The organism is Streptococcus intestinihominis (genome assembly GCF_046824975.1).
GTDB lineage: Bacteria > Bacillota > Bacilli > Lactobacillales > Streptococcaceae > Streptococcus.
The window spans coordinates 244,096-247,773 of the sequence record NZ_JBKQBL010000002.1 but is presented as its reverse complement, the minus strand read 5'-3'; the positions used below and the strand labels follow the sequence as shown (position 1 = coordinate 247,773).

The following is a 3,678-nucleotide window of genomic DNA, read 5'->3' as shown; positions in this document are numbered from 1 at the left end:
AATGGCAGGAGCAGCCCTCATCTCTTTGGTACTTGGTGTTGGAAATGTGCCAGCTTTCTTTCTCCTAGGTTCGGTTTGCTTTTTGACAGTGACCTTAAAAGCTCCCTTATCTGCAACTGGCTTGGTCCTTGGGTTTACGGGACAAGGGTTAACAGCTCTACCCTATCTCTTGCTGACAGCTTTTCTAACTGTTGGTTTCTCCAAAGGATTGGATCGTCTGATGGGGAGAAAAATCAAGGAGTCTCCAGTAGATAAGATTCAGTAGTTTTTATGTAGGTGATTTACCCTACAAGCTAGATGAAACCTATCTTCTTATGGTATAATTTAAGTAAGCATATAAGGAACCAGGCTTGTTGGGGCTGGAATAAACCCCATTTTTGATGCCTGACCTCTATGATGAATCCAGAAAGCTAGAGTTTGTGTTGAGATGTAAACACCAGCGGAAAGTTTTCTAAAAAATACACACAGAAAGGTAGAGCATGTGTTCTGATTTGAACCCGAGCTGAAAGCTTTTCAAAACAAAAAATGAAAGGAAGGGTAGTTCGGGTTTGAATTGAACCCGGGCTAGAGGCTGTGTAAAAAAGATAAATCCTTCTAGATGCGTAGCATCTTTGTCGGATTTCCTATTTTACTTTACCTCTTTAACGCCTATTCTAAAAAAATAAAAAAGAAAGGTAGAGCATGTGTTCTGATTTGAACACGAGCGGAAAGCTTTTCAAAACAAAAAATGAAAGGAAGGGTAGTTCGGGTTTGAATTGAACCCGGGCTAGAGGCTGTGTAAAAAAGATAAATCCTCATAGATGCGATGCATCTTTGTCGGATTTCCTATTTTTACTTTGCCTCTTTAACGCCCTTGGTATCTTAATTATGTCTATCCATATTGCTGCTAAGCATGGTGAAATTGCTGATAAAATTCTTCTTCCTGGGGATCCTCTTCGTGCGAAATTTATCGCTGAGAACTTTTTAGAAGACGCTGTTTGCTTCAACGAAGTTCGGAACATGTTTGGTTACACGGGTACTTACAAGGGGCACCGTGTATCTGTCATGGGTACTGGAATGGGGATGCCATCCATCTCGATCTATGCGCGTGAGTTGATCGTGGACTACGGCGTGAAAAAATTAATCCGTGTGGGTACAGCTGGTTCTTTAAATGGCGATGTCCACGTCCGTGAATTGGTCTTGGCGCAAGCTGCCGCAACCAACTCAAACATCATCCGTAACGACTGGCCTCAATACGATTTCCCACAAATCGCAAGCTTTGATTTGCTAGATAAGGCCTATCACATTGCCAAAGACCTTGGCATGACCACTCACGTTGGTAATGTCTTGTCTTCTGATGTCTTCTATTCAAACTACTTTGAAAAGAACTTGGAGCTTGGTAAATGGGGCGTGAAAGCTGTGGAAATGGAAGCGGCGGCTCTTTACTATCTTGCTGCTCAACACCATGTGGATGCCCTTGCCATCATGACCATTTCTGATAGCTTGGTTAATCCAGATGAGGATACGACTGCAGAAGAACGTCAAACTACTTTCACTGATATGATGAAAGTTGGTCTTGAGACCTTGATTGCAGACTAATGACAGAATACCTTCATGATGAATGGCTCTACGATCTTCAGACCTACCAGTATAGTCGGGCCCTTCGCTCTGCTAAGAAGCAGAAAGGCGTGCCAGAGCTGGTCTTGATCTTATTGCAGCTAATGGTGGAGCGTCGAGAGCTCAATATCCAACCGATCATGAACCAAAAGTTGAAAACCGACTTGCTAGATGCAACAGGTTTTCAGCTTTTTTGGCATGAGGACCCAGAAGAGGAACAGTTGGCGAACTATCTGTATGACTTAGAGGCCAAGCTCCGCAATGAGCAGATTATCGACTTCATTCGGGCGGTGAGTCCTGCTATTTATCGGATCTTTATGCGCTTGATTAAGTTGCAGATCCCTGATATTGCGGACTACATTCACAACTCTAAAGAGTCCAGCTATGACCATTGGAAGTTTGACAAGATCCGGGCCTCTGACAATCCAGCCTTGCAACAATTCCATGGTGAGAGTGCGGTCAATTCGTCTAGTTTGACAGAGTTGATCTTACTCTTGGACTTGACAGATTCCACCAAGGATGCAGCCAAGCAACTGCGGGAGTTGGAGAAATCTGTCCGCAACCCTCTGGCCCACTTGATCAAACCCTTTGATGAGGAAGAATTGCACCGGACGACTGGTTTCTCCTCCCAGCATTTTATGGAGCTCTTGGTGAGCTTGGCTCAGGAGACGGGGATTGTTTACCAGCGAGAACCCTTTTACTTTGACCAGGCCAATGCTGTTATCGAGGCACTCTTGTAAGGAGGAAGACATGGATAAACTGGAAGAATTGCAAGAGATCATTGATCAGAGTCAAAAGATTGTCTTCTTTGGTGGGGCTGGCGTCTCAACGGAGTCCAATATCCCTGACTTCCGGAGCTCAGATGGGGTCTATAGTGTCACCTTGGGTCGGCATTTTACGGCTGAGCAACTGGTCTCTCATACCATGTTTGAGCGTTATCCAGAGGACTTTTTCGACTTTTACAAGAAGTACCTGCTCTATCCAGATGCCAAGCCCAATGCAGCCCATCGCTATCTGGCTTGGCTGGAAGAAACTGGTAAACTCAAAGCAGTCGTGACGCAAAATATTGATAGTCTCCATGAAATGGCAGGGTCTAAAAAAGTCTTGAAACTCCATGGTAGTGCCGACCGTAATTACTGTACGAGTTGCCAGCGCTTTTATGATTTAGAGGCTTTTCTAGCTTTGGAAGGGCCTGTTCCACACTGTCTGGACTGTGGTAAGGTGGTCAAGCCGGATGTAACCCTCTACGAGGCACCTCTCGATATGGACGTCTTTAGCCAAGCAGCCCAAGCCATCCAAGAAGCTGATTTGCTGATTATCGGTGGTACCTCCCTCGTCGTCTACCCAGCAGCCAGCTTGATCCAGTATTTCCAAGGGGAGAAGCTGGTCGTCATCAATAAGACCAGTATCCCACAGGACAAGCAAGCAGACCTAGTCATCGAAGGAAAAATTGGCCAAGTGTTTTCGAAATTAAGACAATAAAAGAACACCTGAGAGAAGTGGAAACCCACTTGTTTCAGGTGTTTTATTGTGCTTGTGTAGCTAGTTAGTTCTTATTTATCAAATTGGACTTCCTCAAGTAAGTATTCGATAAATTTCTCACCCATTTTAGAGAGGCTGGCTTTCTCGTGTTGGATGTAGACCAGCTCGATTGGGTCATCGATATCTAGCGGGATGGAAACGATATTGTCTCCGTTGAGGTTGCTATTAAGGATCCCGGTCGCAATGGTGTAGCCGTCCAGACCAATCAAGAGATTGAAGAGGGTGGCACGGTCACTGACAACGATGGACTTCTTGTGATGCTCTTGGGAGAGGATCTCTTCTGAGAAGTAGAAGGAGTTGTGGGTCCCTTGGTCATAGCTGAGATAAGGGAAGTCTTCTAGATCTTCTAATTTCACCACCTCTTTGTTAGCTAGAGGGTTGGTCTTGCTGACGAAGATATGAGGTTGGGCAGTGAAGAGGTGGGTTGCCTTAAGGTGGCTGTCATCCAGCATTTTTGAAAGGACATCCCGGTTGTACCCATTAAGGAAGAGGACACCGATCTCACTACGGAAGTTCTTGACGTCATCGATGATTTCCCAG

At 45.1% G+C, this 3,678-nt stretch carries 4 protein-coding genes and 1 pseudogene; 4 read left to right on the top strand and 1 reads right to left on the bottom strand.

Annotation, left to right across the window (positions count from 1 at the left end; all coding sequences use genetic code 11):
- From ACLOR3_RS04565 to ACLOR3_RS04550, 4 genes and pseudogenes are all read left to right on the top strand, one after another.
- Positions 1-265, top strand: a pseudogene (locus ACLOR3_RS04565) (chloride channel protein); the annotation flags it as partial.
- A 602-nt stretch (positions 266-867) separates the two neighbouring features.
- Positions 868-1,578 carry a purine-nucleoside phosphorylase gene (gene deoD / locus ACLOR3_RS04560; protein ID WP_411400270.1) on the top strand — a complete coding sequence of 237 codons (711 nt, stop codon included), beginning with the start codon at positions 868-870 and terminating at the stop codon, positions 1,576-1,578.
- Positions 1,578-2,336, top strand: a complete 759-nt coding sequence (locus tag ACLOR3_RS04555; RefSeq protein WP_411400271.1) for a Gbs1250 family HEPN protein — start codon at positions 1,578-1,580, stop codon at positions 2,334-2,336. Before deoD ends, ACLOR3_RS04555 begins: the two co-directional genes overlap by 1 nt.
- A gap of 10 nt (positions 2,337-2,346) precedes the next feature.
- A complete protein-coding gene (locus ACLOR3_RS04550; RefSeq protein ID WP_411400272.1) occupies positions 2,347-3,078 on the top strand; it encodes an NAD-dependent protein deacylase in 732 nt (243 codons plus the stop codon).
- 71 nt (positions 3,079-3,149) lie between these two features.
- Here the strand turns inward: ACLOR3_RS04550 and ACLOR3_RS04545 are convergent.
- Positions 3,150-3,678, bottom strand: a 529-nt coding sequence (locus ACLOR3_RS04545; protein ID WP_412037025.1) for a LysR family transcriptional regulator substrate-binding protein, incomplete at its 5' end; no start/stop codon positions are given.